Origin of the sequence: Microbacterium invictum, from assembly GCF_034421375.1 — a bacterium.
Classification (GTDB): domain Bacteria; phylum Actinomycetota; class Actinomycetes; order Actinomycetales; family Microbacteriaceae; genus Microbacterium; species Microbacterium invictum_A.
Genome location: NZ_CP139779.1, coordinates 1,710,785 through 1,728,489, shown reverse-complemented (window position 1 = coordinate 1,728,489; position 17,705 = coordinate 1,710,785). Strand labels below are relative to the sequence as shown.

Genomic DNA, 17,705 nt, shown 5'->3' with positions numbered 1-17,705 from the left:
GGCGGGCATCTGCGACGAACGAAGGTGCGAGAGGGTCCCGCAGAGTCGCCGCCCCGGCGGAGGAGCGTCAGCCCCGGCCGAGGAGCTTCTGCAGTTCGGCGAGATCCTGCGCGGTGGGTTCGGCGGGTGCGCCGCCCGAGCCGGCGGCGCCGCCCAGACCGAATCCGGTTCCTGTGGGGGCGGCGGACGCCGATGCGGCGATCCCCGCGTTCTCGGCGGCCCGCTTGGCCGGATTGCCCGAGCGCGAACCCTTCGGCTTCTGCTGCTTCCCGCGCTTCGCGGACGCGCCGGGACGCCCCGCGCCCGGCACAGGCCCCATGCCCGGGATGTTCGGCACACCGCCGCGGGCCACGGTCTTCATCATCTTCGCCGCCTGATCGAAACGCTGGACCAGCTGATTGACGTCGGTCACCGTCATCCCCGAGCCACGGGCGATGCGCAGGCGCCGCGAGCCGTTGAGGACCTTCGGATTGCGCCGCTCACCGGGCGTCATCGAGCGGATGATCGCCTCAGTTCGATCGATCTCTCGCTCATCGAAGTCGTCGAGCTGCTGTTTCATCCCGCCCATGCCCGGGAGCATCCCGAGCATCTTCTTCATCGACCCCATCTTCTTCAGCTGCTGCATCTGCTGCAGGAAGTCCTCGAGCGTGAACTGCTCGGTCGCGATCTTCTCGGCGACCTTGCGCGCCTCCTCCTCGTCGAAGGCCTGCTGGGCCTGCTCGATGAGGGTGAGGATGTCGCCGAGGTCGAGGATGCGCGACGCCATCCGGTCGGGGTGGAACGGCTCGACATCGTCGAGTCCCTCGCCGGTGGAGGCGAAGATGATCGGGCGCCCGGTGACCGAGGCCACCGACAGCGCCGCCCCGCCTCGGGCGTCGCCGTCGAGCTTGGAAAGCACCACGCCGGTGAAGTCCACGCCCTCCTGGAAGGCCTTGGCGGTGTTCACCGCGTCCTGACCGATCATCGCGTCGATGACGAAGAGGACCTCGTCGGGGTCCGTCGCCCGGCGGATGTTCGCGGCCTGCTTCATGAGCTCGGCATCCACGCCCAGGCGACCCGCGGTGTCGATGATGACGACATCGTGCTGCTGGCGGCGAGCGACCTCTACCCCGTCCATCGCCACCCGCACCGGATCGCCCACGCCGTTCCCCGGCTCGGGGGCGTAGACGGCGGCACCGGCCTGCCGGCCGACGACCTGGAGCTGATTGACGGCGTTGGGTCGCTGGAGATCCGCCGCGACGAGCAGCGGCGTGTGCCCGTCCTTCTCGAGCATCTTCGCGAGCTTGCCGGCGAAGGTCGTCTTCCCCGATCCCTGCAGCCCCGCCAGCATGATCACCGTGGGCGGGTTCTTGGCGAACTCGAGCCGGCGCTGCTGCCCGCCGAGGATCCCGACGAGCTCCTCGTTGACGATCTGCACCACCTGCTGGGCGGGGTTCAGAGCGCGATTGACCTCGTCGCCCAGCGCGCGTTCGCGGATCCTGGCGGTGAAATCCTTCACCACCGGCAGCGCGACGTCGGCGTCCAGGAGCGCCCGGCGGATCTCGCGCACCGTGCCGTCGACGTCCGCGGGCGTGAGCTTGCCCTTCGTGCGCAGATTGCGGAAGGTCTCAGTGAGCCGGTCGGAGAGCGTGCCGAAGGTAGCCATGGTCCGGCAATTCTACGCCGTGGGGTCGCCGGCTCCCTCGCGCGTCTCGGGCCGGCGGCACCCGGACGAGGCTCACTCGGGAGGCAGCTCCTGGAAGACGGTGAGCTGCAGGCCGTCCGGGCCTCTCAGCCGAGCGTTCCGCGAGCGCCACGGCGTCTGCGTGGGAGGAGCCTCCAGGTGCGCGCCGGCCCTCACGAGCACGTCCGCGGCGGCCCCGGCGTCGTCCACCTCGAGCGCCACCCTGATCCCGTCGCTCCGGCCACCGTCGGTCTCCACCAGATCGATGAAGCGCACCTGCGCGTCGTTGGCCAGCTCGAGGGTGGCACGGCCCGCCTCGAGGATCGCCACGCGCGCGCCGTCCGGGCCCTCGAAGGCCTGCGCCTGCGGCATCCCGAGGGTGTCGCGGTAGAACGACAGCGCGCCGTCCAGGTCGTCGGAGCGGACCACAAGCCGGAGCTGACGCACGCCTCCCCGTGGCGGCAGGAGAGGCGTCACGAGAGCGACCGCGTGGTCGAGGGTGCCGGCGAGCGACGTGCGCCCCGGGCCCGCTGCGGACCACGCCCTCACCGCTGCGAGGACCGCCCCGCCCACCGCCGTTCCCGCCACATCCGCGGCGAGCGGGTCGGCACCGGGCTGCAGCGCGGCGGCCACCGAACGACCGATGCGCGCCATCCGCACCGCCGACTCCCGGTCCAGCTCTTCCACGAGCCCCATCGCCTCGGCGTTCGCCATCGCGAGCGCCAGCGTGTCGGGGGCGAGTCCCGAAGCGAACGCGCGCAGCGCCGCATGAATCCCCTCCGGGCCGGACGCACCGTCATCGAGGCGGCGGACGAGGTGGCCGACCCGCTCGTCGAAGCTCGACCAGAGGATGTCGGACTTGGAGGTGAAGTAGTTGAAGAAGCTCGACCGCGAGACGCCGGCGCGCAGCGCGATGTCGGCGAGGGATGTCGCGTCGTAGCCCCGCTCGAGGAACAGCTCGCTCGCAGCCTCGGCGATGGTCTGAGGAGACGAGAGCTTCGGACGTCCGGAACGCTGCTCTGGCATGACCTCACCCTAGGACGCGAGGACCCGCGGCACCGGTGACGTATTGTTGGACGCAGTACAACAAGAGAGGCGGATCGGTGCTCGAAACGATGACGGTGGGGCTCGACCCCGACTTCGTCCCCTATGCCGACGCGTGGACGCTCCAGCGGCGGGTGCATGGCGAGGTGGTGCGCGCGGAGCGGTCCGACACCCTCCTGCTGCTCGAACACGAGCCGGTGTTCACCGCAGGCAAGCGCACCGAGACGCATGAGCGCCCGACCGACGGCACGCCGGTCGTCGACGTCGACCGCGGCGGCAAGATCACGTGGCACGGTCCCGGTCAGCTCGTCGGCTATCCGATCGTCCGCCTCCGCGAGCCGGTCGACGTCGTCGCCCACGTCCGACGTCTGGAACGCCTCCTGATCGAGGCGCTCGCGCGCCACGGCGTGGACGGATTCCAGGTCGAGGGGCGAAGCGGCGTCTGGGTGCGCAGGCCCCTCTCGACCGACAAGGTCGCCGCCATCGGTGTCCGTGTCGAACGGGGAGTGACCATGCACGGCTTCGCCGTGAACTGCGACAACTCCCTCGCGCCGTTCCGGCAGATCATCCCCTGCGGCATCGCCGACGCCGGGGTCACGACGATCAGCGAGGTGTCGGGCACGGAGACCTCCCCCCGCGACATCCTCCCCTCCATCACCGAGGTCTTCCTCGCCGCCGAGCAGGCGGTGGCCGCGTGAGCGCCGCGGCACCCGAAGGCCGGCGCCTCCTGCGGCTGGAGGTGCGCAACGCCCAGACACCCATCGAGCGCAAGCCCGAATGGATCCGCACGAAGGCGAGGATGGGTCCGGAGTACCAGGCCCTCCAGAGCCTGGTGAAGGACGAAGGACTGCACACCGTCTGCCAGGAGGCGGGCTGCCCGAACATCTACGAGTGCTGGGAGGACCGCGAGGCGACCTTCCTCATCGGAGGGTCGCAGTGCACCCGCCGCTGCGACTTCTGTCAGATCGACACCGGCAAGCCCGCCGACTACGACACCGACGAGCCCCGCCGGGTCGCCGAGAGCGTCCAAAGGATGCAGTTGCGCTACGCCACGGTGACCGGAGTCGCCCGCGACGATCTGCCCGACGGCGGTGCCTGGCTCCATGCCGAGACGGTACGGCGCATCCACGACGGCAACCCGGGAACGGGCGTGGAGATCCTCGCCACGGATTTCAACGGCGTGCCGAGCCTCCTGGAGGAGGTGTTCGCCTCCCGGCCGGAGGTGTTCGCGCACAACGTCGAGACGGTGCCCCGCATCTTCAAGCGCATCCGCCCCGCCTTCCGCTACGAGCGGTCGCTCGGCGTGCTGTCGATGGCCCGCGACGCCGGTCTGATCACGAAGTCCAACCTCATCCTCGGAATGGGCGAGACCCCCGCGGAGGTCGTCGAGGCGCTGCAGGATCTGCACGATGCCGGCACGGACATCATCACCATCACGCAGTACCTCCGTCCGTCCCCGCGCCACCTCCCCGTCGACCGCTGGGTGAAGCCCGACGAGTTCGTCGCCTTCAAGGAGGCTGCGGAGGAGATCGGCTTCCTCGGCGTGCTGGCGGGCCCGCTCGTGAGGTCGTCGTATCGGGCGGGTCGCCTGTGGGCGCAGTCGATGATCTCGAAGGGCCGCGAGATCCCCGACGACCTCTCGCACCTCGCCCGCGACCTCGCCTCCGACGGGACGGCGTTCGCCCAGGCGGTATGACCGCCCGGCGGGTCAGTCGGCGCTGGTGACCGAGAGCACGTCTCCGGCGGAGTCCAAGTTCACCAGCAGGACGTCGTCGGTGGCGTCGGGGTCGAGCGCGTACTCCAGGACGGCGAAGGGATCGGCGCCGCCGTGCTCGTCGGCGAGAATGGTCATGCTCATCAGCTGCAGCGAGCGGATCACGTCGATCCGGATGTCGCCCGAGATGTCGACCAGCAGGTTCTCGATGTCCTCCCCGAGGACCTCCTGCTGCTGCAGGATGTACTCGGTGACCTCGCTGGTGCGGTCATCCAGCTCGGAGACCATGCCGTTGCGCGCCGTCCGGTCGATGGCCTCGAGGGAGGACACCAGGCTCGCGGCGATGTCGAGGGCCGCCTGGGACACGTCGTCCTGGTCGGGAGCCGTCAGATCGACCGTGACGGACTGGTCGCCGAGTTCGACGGTCTCCGACCAGAAGATCGAGCCGTCCGGACCCGACTCGAGGAGTCCGAAGAAGTCGTGCTCGATCGCCATACGCCCATGAAACCAGCCTCCCGCCCGGGGCGATAGACCCGACCCGCGCGTCGGCCCGATCGAAGGTCGAACCCGCTCAGTCGACGAGGGCCGCGGCGAAGACGTGAGGGGTGAAGCCGGTCAGATCCCCGATTCCCTCGCCCTGGCCGAGAAGCTTGACCGGGATGCCGGTGCGTTCCTGCACCGCGAGCACGAAACCTCCCCTGGCCGAACCGTCGAGCTTGGTGAGCACCAGCCCGGTGACTCCGGCGTGCTGCAGGAAGGCCTCGGCCTGAAGGAGGCCGTTCTGCCCCGTCGTCGCGTCGAGGACGAGGAGCACCTCGCTGATCGGGGCCTGCTTCTCGATGACACGACGGATCTTGCCCAGCTCGTCCATCAGACCGCCCTTGGTGTGCAGCCGCCCCGCGGTGTCGACGAGGACGATCTCCGTTCCGGTGCGCTTGGCGTAGTCGATGGTCTGGAACGCTACCGAGGCGGGGTCCTGACCCTCCTGCTGGGGCCGGACGATCGCCGCTCCCCCGCGTTCGGCCCAGGTGGCCAGCTGATCGACGGCCGCGGCGCGGAACGTGTCGGCGGCGCCGACGACCACGGATCGTCCGTAGCGCTGGAGGAACTTCGCGAACTTGCCGATGGTCGTGGTCTTGCCGACGCCGTTGACGCCGACGACCAGCACGACGGCGGGCCGCTCGGTGAGGCGGAGCGTGGTGTCGAAACGCGCGAAGTGCTCTTCGAGGGTCTCCTTCAGCATCCGCTGCAGATCGCGCGGATCGGTCGTGCGGTACCGCTCCACCTTCTCGCGGAGCTCGTCCACGATGTGCTCGGTGATGTCGGGGCCGAAATCCGCTGTGAGGAGTGCGGTCTCGAGGTCTTCCCACGTCTGCTCGTCGATCGTGGGCTTGACGAACATGCCGCGCAATGCGCGACCCAACGACCAGGAGCTCTCCGCCATGCCACCAGCCTACGGGCGCGGACCTTGCTACCTCCTCGGCTGGGCCGCTCCCCTCAGCTCGCCACCCGCCGGCCGTCGTCGTCGGCGGTTCGGCCCAGTCGCTGCCCGACGACGGCCGAGACGCCGTCCTGACGCATCGAGACGCCGTAGAGCGCGTCGGCGATCTCCATCGTCCTTTTCTGGTGCGTGATGACGATGAGCTGGCTGCTCTCGCGGAGCTGCTCGAACACGCCGAGGAGCCGCCCGAGATTGGCGTCGTCGAGGGCCGCCTCGACCTCGTCGAGGATGTAGAAGGGACTCGGGCGCGCCTTGAAGATCGCCACCAGCAGCGCCACCGCCGCCAGCGACCGTTCACCGCCCGACAGCAGTGAGAGCCGCTCGATCTTCTTGCCGACCGGTCGCACCGTGACCTCGATGCCGGTCGTGAGCGCGTCGTCGGGCTTCGTCAACTCGATGCTCCCCGAGCCGCCGGGGAACAGGACGGGGAACACCTGGTCGAACGCTCGCTGGGTGTCGGCGAACGCGTCGAGGAAGATCGTCCGCATGCGGTCGTCGAGCTCCTCGATGATCGTGAGGAGGTCTTTGCGGGTCCGACTGAGGTCGTCGAGCTGCTCGGTGAGGAACGCGTGACGCTGCTCGAGAGCGGAGAATTCCTCCAGTGCCAGCGGGTTGACCCGCCCCAGTTGCGCGAGCGTGCGTTCGGCGTCGGCGAGTCGCCGCTGCTGAACCGCACGGTCGAAGGGGATGCCGCTTGCATCGGCGTCCGCTGGGTCGGGTATGAGCTGGTCGGGGCCATATTCCGAAATCAGGATATTCTCTTCGAGGCCGAGTTCCGACAGCGCTCGGTCGCGGAGCGAACCCGCCTGGAGTCGTCGCTCGTGGATGCGCAGCTCCAGACCGTGGACGTCCTCGGTCACCGCCGAGAGGCGCTCCCGGACCCGCGCATCCTCTCGCCGGAGCTCGCCGAGCTCTGCGGTCACGGCCGTCCGTGCGGTCTCTGCGGCCACGAGGTCGTTGCGGGCCTCGATGAGGGAACGGCCGACCGCGTCCAAGACCGGAGGGATCCGGCCCGCGACATCCGCGGCGGCATCACGCTGGCTCTTCCGGATGACGGCGCGCCGGGCCGCCTCGACCGCCGCCGCCTGCTCCCGCTCCCGCTGCTTCTCCAGCTGCACGACACGCGATTCCTGCGCGCGGATCCGCTCCGTGAGCGTCTCGACGTCCAGGCGCGCCCGCATCTCGGTCTCGCGGGCGGCCTCCAGCGCCGCGAGAAGTCCGTCCCGAGCCGAGGCGTCGAGGATGGGGCGAGGTGATTCGAGCGCCGCGGTGAGCTGTTCGTCGGCGACGCGAGCGGCGTCGGCCGCCTCGGTGACGCCGGCGCGGGCCTGGCTGAGGGCCGTCCCGAGTCGTTCGCATTCGGCGACGGCCGCTTCGTGGCGCACGGTGGCGCGGTTGACCTGCTCGGCTCGCGCCGAGAGCTCGGCGTCGTGTGCACGCATCGACTCCAGCGTCTGTCGCGCCCGTCGCCGCTTGTCGTCGAGGTCGGCGGCCGCCTCCGACCGCGCCTCCCGGAGGGAGTCGACGATCACGATCAGCTCATCCCGCCTCGCCGCCGCGGCGTCTCGCTCGGCCACCAGCTCCACGCGGGAGCGCGAGGATCCGGAACCCGCACGGAGCCGATTCACCCGGCACACTTCCCCGGCGCGCGTCACGATCGTCGCCTGCGCATGGCCCGGGTCCGACAGGAGCCGCTCCGCTTCGTCGAGATCCGCGGCGATGAGCACCCCCGAGAGCAGAGCATGGATACCCGCGGGCGCCGTCACGACCGCCGCGGCGATGACGACCGGTCCGAGGACATCCGCGTGCCCCTCGTCCCCCGGGGGCTCGGCCACGACGATGTCGACGGCCCCGGCGTCGTCGCTCCGGACCGCCGCCGCGAGCCGGAATCCCGCCGGCAGATCGTCGACGAGCACCGCCTCGGCCAGCGGGCCGAGGGCGGCCGCGACCGCCGCCTCGTATCCGGCTTCGACGCGGACGGCATCGCCCACCAGACCCCGGATGCCCTCGCCGCCGCGCGCGACGATGTCGGCGGCGGTGGAGCGGATGTCCAGAGCCCGGTCGATCGCCGCTGTCTCGGCGGTCAGCGCGTCGAGCTCGCGTTCGGCCGAATGCAGGCGCTCCCGCAGACCTGCGAGCTCTTCCTCGGCCGCCCCCGCGTCGCGCTGCGCGCGCTCGTAGTCCGCCGCATGGTCGGGGGTCGGCGCGTCCTCCTCCGGCTGGACGGAGGCCAACGCCTGCTCGGCCTCGTCGCGCCGGGCGAGCGCGGCCTGCCACGCGCGCTCCTGCCGTTCCACCGCCGTGCGGACCGCCGCCAGGGTCGACGCGGCAGCCTCGGCAGCCGCACGCAGGGCGGTGAGCCGCATGTCGTGCTCCGAGACCAGTGCGCTCTGCTCGGCGATGTCGACGTCGAGGGCGTCCAGTTCCGCGCGCGCACGCGTCACCTCGCGCGCGGCGGCGACGGCGGCGTCCTGCGCCCCCGCCAGGCCGGCCGCGACCGCATCGATCTCGGCGCGCGCGTGCGCGATCGCCTCGGGGGTGACCGTCACGCCGCCGCGGTCACCGTCGTGTTCGGCGGAGTCGGCGAGGAGTGACATCCGTTGCCCCGCCAGGGCGTAGAGCGACCGCAGCCTCTCCTGCACGCGCTCGAGCCCGTGCACCACGCGGCGTGCCTCGTCGACCGCCTCGGATCGCTGATCGCCCTCGAGTCGCTCGATCCGCGCGCGGACGTGCTGCGCCTGATCCTGCAGCACCATCCGCTCGGCGAGACGCTCCTGCTCGGTGCGCGCGTGACCCGTCAGCTCCTGACGGACGCGCAGCAGCTCGTCCGCGAGAAGGCGCGCCCGGGCATCGCGGACGACGGCGGCGATCGTCGCGGCCTCCCGCGCCACCTCGGCCTGACGACCGAGGGGCTTGAGCTGTCGGCGCAGCTCTCCGGCGAGATCGCTCAGCCGGGTGAGGTTGGCCTCCATGGCCTCGAGCTTGCGGAGCGTCTTCTCCTTGCGGCGCCGGTGCTTCAGGATCCCTGCGGCCTCCTCGATGAAGCCGCGACGGTCTTCCGGCGTCGCCTGGAGCACCGTATCGAGGCGTCCCTGCCCGACGATCACGTGCATCTCGCGCCCCAGGCCCGAGTCGCTCAAGAGCTCTTGGACATCCAGCAGTCGACAGGTCTCGCCGTTGATGGCGTACTCGCTGGCGCCGTTGCGGAAGAGCGTCCGACTGATCGACACCTCGGTGTAATCGATCGGGAGCGCACCGTCGCTGTTGTCGATGGTCAGACGCACCTCGGCACGACCGAGGGGTCCGCGCGTCGTGGTGCCGGCGAAGATGACGTCCTCCATCTTCCCGCCGCGGAGCGTCTTGGCACCCTGCTCGCCCATCACCCACGCGAGAGCATCGACGACGTTCGACTTGCCCGACCCGTTCGGCCCGACGATGCAGGTGACGCCGGGCTCGAAGGCGAACGTCGTGGGTTGCGCGAAGGACTTGAACCCTTTGAGCGTCACGCTCTTCAGGTGCATCGTCCACCTCCGGCCCTGCACGCCCGCGGCTCGGAGCGGCGCCGCCCAGGGTATCGAACTCCCCTCCCGATGCCGTTGAGGCCAGCGGACCGGCGCCGGATTCCGAGCGCGACACGCCCGGATGCCGGCCGATTCTGGCAATTCGCTTGACGACCCGGATCGCATCGCGCTAGTGTCACTGCTCGCGTCCGATGTCGAAAGGAGGTCACCGATGATGCACATGATTGATCCGCGCCGAACCGCGCGTCGATTCTCGCCGTTCCTTCCGTCGGTGACCGGATTCGCCGGCGCCCTCACGCCCACCACCGCCTGAGCGACACAGGGGACAGGTGTGCCCACCGGGCACCCGTCTGTACCTGTCGGCTGGATCAGCGCTCCTCCGGGCGCCCGGCCCGACGCCCTCTCGCGGCGTCCCCTCGCGACATCCCGCTCGCGGCTTCCCTTTGCACGCCCGTGCTCCCCCGTTCTCTTCGAAAGCGACCACATCCATGTCCTCTCCCTTTGTCTCCGTCCTGGATCTCGACCACGACCAACGCCATCGGCTCCTCGCCGATGTCGACCCCTTCCAGCCCTCCGCCGCTCCCTCCCGCCTCGAGCGCTGGGAGCTGCGGCTCGGACTCTGGCTGCTGCTGCGCGCGTCGCAGCGTCGGTCGGCTGCCCGTGATCGGTCGCACCTGCCGGCCTCTGCAGCCGAGCTCGCCCGTACCCGCCGCGAACATGCCGCCTGGCGCGAACTCGCGCTCAGCACCGTTCGCCTCTGACCCCGGTCCGGGGCCGTCCCGCACGGCTCCGGACCCCCGAAAGGACCCTCATGAACATGCACCCACCGGCGGGCGTCGAGTTCCGGCCGCTCACGATCCCGTCCGGCATCGACGCTTCCGACGCTTCCGACTTCATCGAGATGACCCGGGTGAGGAACCAGGTGTACCGGGAGATCTCCGGACACGACGACGAACGCATCACCGCAGCGGAGCTGCTCCCGCACTACCAGCCCGACGCGTACGAGACCAGGCTCATCTGGACCGTCCGAGAGGAGGGCCGGATCGTCGGCCGGTGCGGCATCGATCTCCCCCACGAGGAGGGATCGACGCTGGCCTTCTGGCAGATCGAGCTGCTGCGCGAGGTCTGGGGGCGCGGAATCGGCTCAGCCGCCTATCAGCTGATCGAGCAGATCGCGCGGGAGCACGACCGAAGCGTCCTGCAGTCCTGGGCCGAGCATCCGCAGGCCCCCGGGCCACGCCTGTCGGCACCGACCGGATTCGGCGACATCCCCGAAGACCACGCTGCCAGGTTCTACCTCCGTCACGGGTACACGCTCCAGCAGGTCGAACGAGCAAGCGCGCTCGACCTGCAGGCGCCCTTCGACACGATCGAGGCTCTCCATCGCGACGCCCAGCAGGCCGCAGCCGACTACCGCGTCGTGCAATGGTTCGCCCCGACACCGTCGGAGTGGGTCGACGGTTACGCCTGGATGAAGTCGCGGATGTCGACCGATGCTCCCGCCGCCGACCTCGAGTTCGACGAGGAGACCTGGGATGCCGACCGCATCGCCCTCCACGATGCGCGCTACACCGACAGCGGGCGCCTGCTCCAGGTGACGGCGGCGCAGCACGTCGCGACCGGAGAGCTGTGCGCCTTCAACGAGCTCGTCATCGGCGCGGACCGCACGGAGGCCTCTCACCAGGAGGACACGCTCGTCCTCCGGGCGCACCGCGGACACCGACTGGGGATGCTGGTGAAGTGCGCCGGCCTGCTGTCGTGGCGCGGGATCGCGCCGGCGTCACCGCGCGTGATCACCTACAACGCCGAGGAGAACCGTCCGATGCTCGACATCAACGAGGCGATCGGCTTCCGGCCCATCGCCTATTCCGGCGCCTGGAAGAAGGTCCTGCCATGAACCCCCCATCCGCCCCGGAAACCCATCTCGTGATCGAACCGCTGGTGGTTCCGCGGTCCCTCGACGACCCCGACGCCCAGCCGTTCCTGGCGATGGTCCGCCTCGACAATGAGGTCTGCCGTCATGACACCGGACACAGCGACCTCGACCGGGATCCGGCCGAGGCGCTGGGGTTCTGGCAGGCCGACGACGACTGGCTCCATGTCGGATTCGTCGCGCGCGCGAACGGCGCGATCGTCGGAGCGGTGAGCATGCTGTTCTCCCGCGAGCCGGATGCCACCAGCGCGGAGTTCGACCTCATGGTCGACCCCGGGCGGTGGGGCGAAGGCGTCGAGGACGCGCTCCTGGGGGCCGCCTGCGCCGAGGCGTGGCGCCGCGGTCGCACGGTCGTCCAGACCTGGACGCTCCATCGCCCCGACCCTCCCGCGAGGAGCATCGCGCCGGCGACGGGCCGCGGGCGGATTCCCGCCGACGACCGGCAGACCCGTTTCCTCACCGATGCAGGGTTCTCGCTGGAGCAGGTCGAGCGCACGAGTTCGTTCGATCTCACCGGATCGTTCGACCGCGTCGAGCAGCTCCTCGCCGCCGCGCGCGAGCGCATGGGCGAGGGCTACCGCGTGGTGGGGTGGAGCCCTCCGACACCGGAGCGCTATCTCGACAGCTTCGCGCACGCCATCTCCCGGATGTCGACCGACGCTCCCGCAGGCGGAATGGTCGTCGAAGAAGAGACCTGGGACGCCGACCGGGTCCGCCGCCGCGACGAGCGACTGGCCGCGCAGCACCTCTTCGTCTCGCTCGTCGCCGTAGAGCACATCGCAACGGGTGAGATCGTCGCGTTCAACGAGCTCGTCATCGGCGACGACCGCACCGCCGCCACGCAGCAGTACGGGACGCTGGTGCTGCGGGAGCACCGCGGCCGGCGCCTCGGCACTGTGGTCAAATGCGAGAACCTCCTGCGATGGCGGACCCTCGTTCCGCAGTCTCCGCGGGTGGCCACGTTCAACGCCGAGGAGAATCGTCACATGCTCGACATCAACGAGGCCATCGGCTTCGTTCCGATCAGCTACGCGGGAGCGTGGAAGAAGGTGAGGGAGGCGGGCGGCTGACACCTCGGACAGAAGTGGCTCGAGCGGTTGGTGAACGAGACGCGGACGATCGGGCGGCCGCATCGGGGGCACGGTTCGCCGGTGCGACCGTACGCGTTCAGCGAGTGCGCGAAGTAGCCCGCCTGACCGTTGACATTGACGTACTGGGCGTCGAAGCTCGTGCCGCCCTCGGCCAGTGCCTTCTGGAGCACCGACCGGACCTCCGCCAGCAGCCGGTTCACCCGTCGGGTGGACAGCACATGGGCGGGCGTCTCGGGATGCACGCGCGCGGCCCACAGCGCCTCGTCGGCGTAGATGTTCCCGATGCCGCTGACGACGGTCTGATCGAGCAGCACCCGCTTGATCGCGGACTTCTTCCGCCCGAGGATGTCGCGGAACGCCCGGTCACGGAACGCCGGGTCGAGGGGATCGCGCGCGATGTGTGCGACCTGCCGCGGGACGCGGGCGAGCTCGGATCCGGCACCACCGGGGGCGGCGTCGACCGTGGGGCCGAGCTCATCGATCGCGAGGGATCCGAAGGTGCGCTGATCCGCGAAGACGACGACAAGCTCGCCGTGATCGGGGTGACGCAGTTCGAGCCGCACCCGCTCGTGTCGTTCGGCCGGCGCCCCCGGGGAGCGCAGCAGCATCTGCCCGCTCATGCCCAGGTGACCGACGAGCGCCTTGTCGGTGCCGTCGAGGGGGAACCACAGGAACTTCCCTCGCCGAACGGCCGCCAGGACGCGCCGACCCGCGAGGACCGCTTCGAAGTCCGCGGGACCGCCTCCATGCCGCGTGAGAGCCCGGGGGTCGTGCACGAGCACACTCTCGATGACGGATCCGCTCATGGCCGGATCCAGGCCGCGGCGGACGACCTCGACCTCCGGCAGCTCAGGCATCGACGCCGGGAGCACCGCTCGGTGCCGACAGCTCGCGCCACGCCAGCAGCGCAGCCGCCATCTCGGCGTGCTTCTTGCTCGTCCCCGTGCCCCGGGTCTCGGCGTGCCCGACCCTCACGCGCGCGGTGAAGACGCGGTCATGGTCGGGTCCGGTCGCCGAGATCTCGTAGACGGGCGGAGGAAATCCGCGGCGAGCGGCGAGTTCCTGAAGGCTCGTCTTCGGGTCGACGGCTGCTCCGTAGCGCTCGGGATCGGCGAGCAGCGGTTCGACCAGCCGGAGAACGAGCGCTGTTGCGGCATCCGGACCGGCGGAGAGGTACGTGGCACCGATGACGGCCTCGGTCGCATCGGCGAGGATCGAGTCCTTCTGCCGTCCGCCGGTGAGCTCCTCGCCGCGACCGAGCAGGACGTGCTCGCCCAGACCGATCCGACGTGCGACCTCGGCCAGCGCGACGGTCGAGACCACGCTCGCGCGGCGTTTGGCCAGCTGACCCTCTTCGAGTTCGGGGTGCCGGGTGTAGAGGCGGACGGTGACGGCCTGACCGAGGATGGCGTCACCGAGGAACTCGAGACGCTCGTTGTGCGGAACGCCACCGTGCTCGTACGCCCACGAGCGATGCGTGAGCGCCAGCAGCAGAAGCTCGGGGTCGATCTCGACCCCGAGCTTCTGTGTCAGCGCCTCCAGCGGCGGGTGCGCCGGAGTGATGTCGGTACGGTGAGTCACCGAGTGCGCGGGGAACCGATCAGACGTCGGCGACCTTGCGGCCCTTGTACTCCAGGAACAGTTCCGTGCCCTGCGAGTCGGTGACGACCTTCGCCTGGTGCGGACGGCTGTAGACGACCTTGCCGTTCTCGATGGTCTTGACCAGCGTGGGGGCCTCGGCCTTCCACTGCGCGCGGCGCGAACGGGTGTTGGAGCGGGAGACCTTCCGCTTCGGGGGGTTACCTGCCATGGCTAGCTCTTCTCTGTGTTCTCAGCGCGGGGCGCTGGGTTCTCGGCACGATCCTGCTGCCCGGAGGCGTTGACCGTGTCGTGGTCGATGTAGTCCTGGAGCGCTGCCCACCGTGGATCGATCGGCTCGGCGTTCGGTTCGGCGTCTGCTGTCCGTCGGACGCCCGTGACCGGATCGAGGCCGGGGCAATCCGGCTGACACACCGGTTGGAAGGGAAGCGACAGGACGACCGCATCCCTGACCAGAGTTTCAAGATCCACGTGGTCGTCTTGAACCTCGAAGTCAGTTTCCTCCGACCCAGAATACGCGAAAAGCTCCTGGAACTCGACTTCGACGCCCTCGGCGATGTCGCGGAGGCATCGCCCGCACACCCCGGAGAACGTCGTATGCGCCTCCCCCGAAGCGAGGATGCCCTCGTGGACCGACTCCAGCCGCACGTCCAGTTCGAGGGACTCCGACTCAGGGACGGAGACGAGGCCCTCGCCCCACTTCTCCGGCACGCGCAGGTCTAGCCGGAACTCGCGCATCTCGCCGGGTCGGCGGACGATGTCTCGCACCGGGATGACGAAGGGTCCGTTCAGCCGTCTGGTCACGGGCGACCATGTTACCCGCCCGCCGGGACCTCGGCTCAGCCGGACAGATCGTGGGCGACCAGGAAGCGGGCGACGGCGGGCGGGACGAACGGCGACACATCGCCGCCGAGCGCCGCCACCTGGCGGACGAGCGAGCTCGAGACCATGGCATGCGCGGGATCGGGAAGGAGGAAGACCGTCTCGACATGGGCGAGGTGCCGGTTCACGATGGCCATCGGGGTCTCGTAGGCGACATCGATCTGCGAACGGATGCCCTTGACAAGCACGCCGGCGTCGACGTCGGCGGCGTAGTCCACCAGCAGTCCCATGCTCCACGAGGCGATGACCACATCGCTGTCGATGTCACTCTCGGCGACCGACTGCTCCAGAAGCGACAGGCGTTGCGCGATCGGGAGCATCGCCTCCTTGTCGGGGTTGTGAACGACGAGGACGTGCAGCTGCTCGTACAGACGCGCCGCACGGCGGATGACATCGAGGTGCCCGAGCGTCGGCGGGTCGAACGATCCGGGGACGACGGCGATCCTGCTGTTCATGCGACCACCCTATCGACGGGCCGCCGCCTCCCTGGCGTGCGCGAGCCGGGACGTCGCCTCAGGTGCGTGCCAACGCGGCGCGTTCGACGTTACCGATGCGCCGCTCGATCGCCTGAGCCAGAGCCGGATGCCGCAGCAGGGCGGGGTCGTCCGAGATCACCGTCTCGGCGGCGCGGCGCGCGGCGGAGATCAGGTCGGCGTCCCGGGCCACCCGCAGGAGGCGCAGCGACGACCGCGCCCCGGATTGCAGGTCGCCGAGCACATCGCCCTCTCCCCGCAGCTCGAGATCGACCTCGGCGAGTTCGAAGCCGTCGAGGGTGGCGGCGACGGCCTCGACGCGCTGGCGGGCGAGCGAGCCGTGCTCGGCCTCGGTCACGAGCAGACACAGACCGGGCACACCGCCGCGCCCGACCCGACCTCGCAGCTGATGCAGCTGCGACACCCCGAACCGGTCGGCCTCGAGGATCACCATCGTCGAGGCGTTCGCGACGTCGACGCCGACCTCCACGACCGTCGTGGCCACGAGCACGTCGATCTCACCGCGGGCGAACGACTGCATGATCTCGTCCTTCTGGTCCGAGGGCAGCTTGCCGTGCACCATCGCGACCCGGATGTCCGCGTAGGCGGGGTGTCGGGCGAGGAGCTCCACGACCTGCACGACGCCCCAGTGGGTGCGCCCCGAACCTCTTACGACCGCGCGGGGTGCCGCGTTCTCGCCTTCTGCGGGGGCGTCGTCGCCCCCGTCTGCGACCGGTGCCTCGTCGTCGATGATGTCGGCGTCCGCGTCGATCGCCGCCGTGACGACGAACGCCTGCCTCCCCTGCGCGACCTCTTCGGCGACGCGCTCCCACACCCGCCCGAACCACGCCGGGCGCTCGGCGAGGGGGGCGACGTGTGTGGTGATGCCCGCACGCCCGGCCGGCATCGACCGGATCGTGGAGACGTCGAGGTCGCCGAACACCGTCATGGCCACGGTGCGCGGGATCGGTGTGGCGGTGAGGACGAGCACGTGCGGCGCCGTGCCTTTGGCGCGGAGGGCCTCGCGCTGCTCGACGCCGAAGCGGTGCTGCTCGTCGATGACGACCAATCCCAGGTCGGCGAACGTCGTCGTCTCGCTGAGCAGGGCGTGGGTGCCGACGATGATGCGGGCCTGACCGGAGGCGGCGCGCAGCGCGGCCTTGCGGCGGATCGCGGCGGGCAGCTGACCGGTCAGAAGCGTCGGCATGAGCTCGGGGGCGAGGACGGGTCCGAGCATGCGCGCGATCGATCGGACGTGCTGCGCGGCCAGCACCTCGGTGGGCGCGATGAGCGCCGACTGGCCGCCGGACTGCGCCACCTGCAGCATTGCGCGCAGCGCGACGAGGGTCTTTCCGGAACCCACCTCCCCCTGCACCAGACGGTTCATCGGCCACCCGCCCTCGAGGTCGCGGCCGATCTGCTCCCCCGCCGAGTCTTGGTCGGCGGTCAAGGCGAACGGGAGCGCGGCGTCGAAGCGCTCCAGCAGGTCACCCGGCGGTCGTGGCGTCGCCGACATCGCCCGGACGAACTGCCGCTGCTGGAACAGCGCCGCCTGGAGGACGAACGCCTCCTGCATCCGGAGGGTCTCGCGCGCGGCGTCGACCTGCTCGAGGAAGTCGGGTCGGTGGATGCGCTCGAGCGCGGCTCGCGCGTCCAAGAGCCGGTGCGCCTGCCGCAGCGCCTCGGGCAGGGGGTCCTCGACCGGCCCCAGCACGTCCAGAACGACGCCGACCGTCTTGGCGACGAGGAAGCTCGGCACGGTCGCGGTGGCCGGGTAGATCGGGATCGGCAGGTTGGCGGTCGCCTCCGCGGTCATCCGCGCCGTCGCCTCGTCGTCGAAGAGCTCGTACACGGGATGGGCGAGCTGGAAATGACCGCGATACTCGCTGACCTTCCCGGCGAAGATGCCGCGGCGGCCCGGCGTGAGGTCACCCAGTCGCCACTTCTGGTTGAAGAACGTCAGCGTCAGCGTGCCGTTGCCGTCGCTGATGCGCGCCTCGACGAGGGATCCGCGCCGATTGCGCATCGGGCGATCGGCGACGCTCTGCACTTCCGCGACGATCGTCACCGGCTCACCGAGGGGCAGCGACGCGATGGGCGTCAGCTCCCCCCGCCGGGCGTAGCGCCGCGGATAGTGCGAGAGGAGGTGTTCGACCGTGCGCATGCCGAAGGCGCGATCGAACAGTTTCGCCGTCTTCCCGCCCACGGTCGCGTCCAGCCGCGAATCGAGGGTGACGGACGACATACCTCGAGTGTAGGGAGGGTCGCCGACAGCGACCTCCCC

At 70.2% G+C, this 17,705-nt stretch carries 16 protein-coding genes; 5 read left to right on the top strand and 11 right to left on the bottom strand.

Going from position 1 to position 17,705, the window contains the following annotated elements; all coding sequences use genetic code 11:
- Positions 1-67: 67 nt before the first annotated feature.
- A complete protein-coding gene (gene ffh, locus T9R20_RS08340) occupies positions 68-1,645 on the bottom strand; it encodes a signal recognition particle protein (RefSeq protein WP_322412050.1) in 1,578 nt (525 codons plus the stop codon).
- Between the two features lie 72 nt (positions 1,646-1,717).
- Positions 1,718-2,689 carry a TetR family transcriptional regulator gene (locus tag T9R20_RS08335; protein WP_322412049.1) on the bottom strand — a complete coding sequence of 324 codons (972 nt, stop codon included), beginning with the start codon at positions 2,687-2,689 and terminating at the stop codon, positions 1,718-1,720.
- A 77-nt stretch (positions 2,690-2,766) separates the two neighbouring features.
- Here T9R20_RS08335 and lipB point away from each other — a divergent pair, with 77 nt between their 5' ends.
- Together lipB and lipA are read left to right on the top strand one after the other, a co-directional pair.
- The gene (gene lipB, locus T9R20_RS08330; protein WP_322412048.1) at positions 2,767-3,405 is read left to right on the top strand and encodes a lipoyl(octanoyl) transferase LipB; all 639 of its coding nucleotides are present in this window, start codon (positions 2,767-2,769) and stop codon (positions 3,403-3,405) included.
- Positions 3,402-4,403, top strand: coding sequence for a lipoyl synthase (gene lipA, locus T9R20_RS08325; protein WP_322412047.1), 1,002 nt, complete (start codon positions 3,402-3,404; stop codon positions 4,401-4,403). Before lipB ends, lipA begins: the two co-directional genes overlap by 4 nt.
- A gap of 12 nt (positions 4,404-4,415) precedes the next feature.
- On the opposite strand, the gene T9R20_RS08320 is transcribed toward lipA, so the two are convergent.
- The 3 genes from T9R20_RS08320 to smc all read right to left on the bottom strand — a co-directional run bounded on the left by T9R20_RS08320 (position 4,416) and on the right by smc (position 9,443).
- Positions 4,416-4,916, bottom strand: a complete 501-nt coding sequence (locus tag T9R20_RS08320) for a DUF2004 domain-containing protein (protein ID WP_322412046.1) — start codon at positions 4,914-4,916, stop codon at positions 4,416-4,418.
- A gap of 76 nt (positions 4,917-4,992) precedes the next feature.
- On the bottom strand, positions 4,993-5,865 hold the full coding sequence (ftsY, locus tag T9R20_RS08315) for a signal recognition particle-docking protein FtsY (protein WP_322412045.1): 873 nt from the start codon (positions 5,863-5,865) through the stop codon (positions 4,993-4,995).
- 53 nt (positions 5,866-5,918) lie between these two features.
- Complete coding sequence (gene smc / locus T9R20_RS08310; protein WP_322412044.1) at positions 5,919-9,443, bottom strand: chromosome segregation protein SMC; 3,525 nt, start codon at positions 9,441-9,443, stop codon at positions 5,919-5,921.
- A 488-nt stretch (positions 9,444-9,931) separates the two neighbouring features.
- Between smc and T9R20_RS08305 the strand changes: the two genes are divergently transcribed.
- Genes T9R20_RS08305 through T9R20_RS08295 form a run of 3 tightly spaced genes read left to right on the top strand, consistent with a single transcriptional unit; the run spans position 9,932 to position 12,446 of the window.
- A complete protein-coding gene (locus tag T9R20_RS08305; protein WP_322412043.1) occupies positions 9,932-10,204 on the top strand; it encodes a hypothetical protein in 273 nt (90 codons plus the stop codon).
- A gap of 50 nt (positions 10,205-10,254) precedes the next feature.
- Complete coding sequence (locus T9R20_RS08300; protein ID WP_322412042.1) at positions 10,255-11,340, top strand: GNAT family N-acetyltransferase; 1,086 nt, start codon at positions 10,255-10,257, stop codon at positions 11,338-11,340.
- Positions 11,337-12,446 carry a GNAT family N-acetyltransferase gene (locus tag T9R20_RS08295; protein WP_322412041.1) on the top strand — a complete coding sequence of 370 codons (1,110 nt, stop codon included), beginning with the start codon at positions 11,337-11,339 and terminating at the stop codon, positions 12,444-12,446. Before T9R20_RS08300 ends, T9R20_RS08295 begins: the two co-directional genes overlap by 4 nt.
- On the opposite strand, the gene mutM is transcribed toward T9R20_RS08295, so the two are convergent.
- Genes mutM through T9R20_RS08265 form a run of 6 tightly spaced genes read right to left on the bottom strand, consistent with a single transcriptional unit; the run spans position 12,404 to position 17,666 of the window.
- Positions 12,404-13,324, bottom strand: a complete 921-nt coding sequence (gene mutM / locus T9R20_RS08290; RefSeq protein WP_322412040.1) for a bifunctional DNA-formamidopyrimidine glycosylase/DNA-(apurinic or apyrimidinic site) lyase — start codon at positions 13,322-13,324, stop codon at positions 12,404-12,406. The two genes, T9R20_RS08295 and mutM, sit on opposite strands and share 43 nt — an antisense overlap.
- Positions 13,317-14,048, bottom strand: coding sequence for a ribonuclease III (rnc, locus tag T9R20_RS08285; RefSeq protein WP_322412039.1), 732 nt, complete (start codon positions 14,046-14,048; stop codon positions 13,317-13,319). Before rnc ends, mutM begins: the two co-directional genes overlap by 8 nt.
- Before the next feature lie 19 nt (positions 14,049-14,067).
- Positions 14,068-14,277, bottom strand: coding sequence for a 50S ribosomal protein L32 (gene rpmF, locus T9R20_RS08280; protein ID WP_019179169.1), 210 nt, complete (start codon positions 14,275-14,277; stop codon positions 14,068-14,070).
- Between the two features lie 2 nt (positions 14,278-14,279).
- On the bottom strand, positions 14,280-14,858 hold the full coding sequence (locus T9R20_RS08275; protein WP_322412142.1) for a YceD family protein: 579 nt from the start codon (positions 14,856-14,858) through the stop codon (positions 14,280-14,282).
- 47 nt (positions 14,859-14,905) lie between these two features.
- Complete coding sequence (gene coaD, locus T9R20_RS08270) at positions 14,906-15,403, bottom strand: pantetheine-phosphate adenylyltransferase (protein ID WP_322412038.1); 498 nt, start codon at positions 15,401-15,403, stop codon at positions 14,906-14,908.
- Between the two features lie 58 nt (positions 15,404-15,461).
- The gene (locus T9R20_RS08265; RefSeq protein WP_322412037.1) at positions 15,462-17,666 is read right to left on the bottom strand and encodes an ATP-dependent DNA helicase RecG; all 2,205 of its coding nucleotides are present in this window, start codon (positions 17,664-17,666) and stop codon (positions 15,462-15,464) included.
- Positions 17,667-17,705: the final 39 nt, after the last annotated feature.